Source organism: Rickettsia endosymbiont of Cardiosporidium cionae, from assembly GCF_015476335.1.
GTDB lineage: Bacteria > Pseudomonadota > Alphaproteobacteria > Rickettsiales > Rickettsiaceae > JADHZC01.
This window is the reverse complement of the sequence record NZ_JADAQY010000028.1, coordinates 1-1,149: the sequence shown is the minus strand read 5'-3', so window position 1 is coordinate 1,149 and position 1,149 is coordinate 1. Positions and strand designations below refer to the sequence as shown.

Below are 1,149 nucleotides of genomic sequence, written 5' to 3'. Positions count from 1 at the left end.
ATTGAATAACATAAAAGGAATAAATATAGGAGCAATAGCAATTAAAATAGCAATGAAAACAAAAGAGACAAAATATGATATCAGAGCATTAAAAATAGCTTTGAAAAACATATAAAGACCGTAGATTATTATACATAAATAGATAATCCCTGTAATACCAGAATAAAGCAAAGTAAGTAATTTCAATAAATTAATAGGATTTAGTAAGGTCATACCAATAGTCATATCTAAGAAAGCAAATGGATTAGTTGCATCAATATTACTTTGTATTTTTGTAATTAGTTCTGTAGATCCATTTATAATTGTATTAAATATGTAGTTATTGAAAAATTCCCAGCTATTTTTTCTTATCAATATTATAATGATACTCACTTTGAGTATCATTATAATTAAATCTCCATGGGCCATTTTTACCAAACCAAAAATATACATGATACTGTATATCGTGATATAAAGGGTTAGTAAGAGTTGCAAAGATACAAGGTAATTTATGCAATTTTTTGTCGCTATATTATCACAAGTAATGTTATGAAAAATTTTTCTACCAGCTTGATGCATGGTATTTTGTGCAACATTAATTATGTCTCCAATTATTTTTGAAAAGATCAATCTATCGATTACTCGGGTAACAGAAACAGTATATTCGCCATAATTGTCTTTATAATCTCCTGAATCATCGATTTTAAACCATATATTGCCACTTATAGGCATAGATAATTCTTCATGCTTGCTAATGTTAAATTCTTGGCAAGCATTACCCAGATTAGGATTACTACCTTCGCTTGCTACACAGGCTTTTAAATGATTATTATTATCACTAGACTTTACAATGAATGGTTCTGCTCTGACAAATACCTCATATCCTCCAAGTCTTTGATTCTTCTCTTCACTAGTGTCTCTCCTAAGATCTCTTTTTCTAGCTTCTCCCTTCAAAGATACTATGATGGGATCTTGAATTTTTAGCTTTAATATTCCTTCATTTACTATTCTTTTATTCCAACTTTGCCCTGTAAATTCCTCTTTTCCTCCTTGAGCAACCTTAAGTCCTCTACCATCTATATTCCAACATTCATTATCTGCTCTGCACTTAACGAAGTTCTTTGTATGTTCATCACGTTTCCAACAACTACCTTCATTTTTAGCACAATC

Annotated in this window: 1 protein-coding gene; it reads right to left on the bottom strand. The window is 29.9% G+C overall.

Features of this window, described 5'->3' with window-relative positions:
- A partial coding sequence (locus tag IHI24_RS04730; protein WP_194966913.1) for a type IV secretion system protein occupies positions 1-1,149 on the bottom strand: 1,149 nt, incomplete at both ends.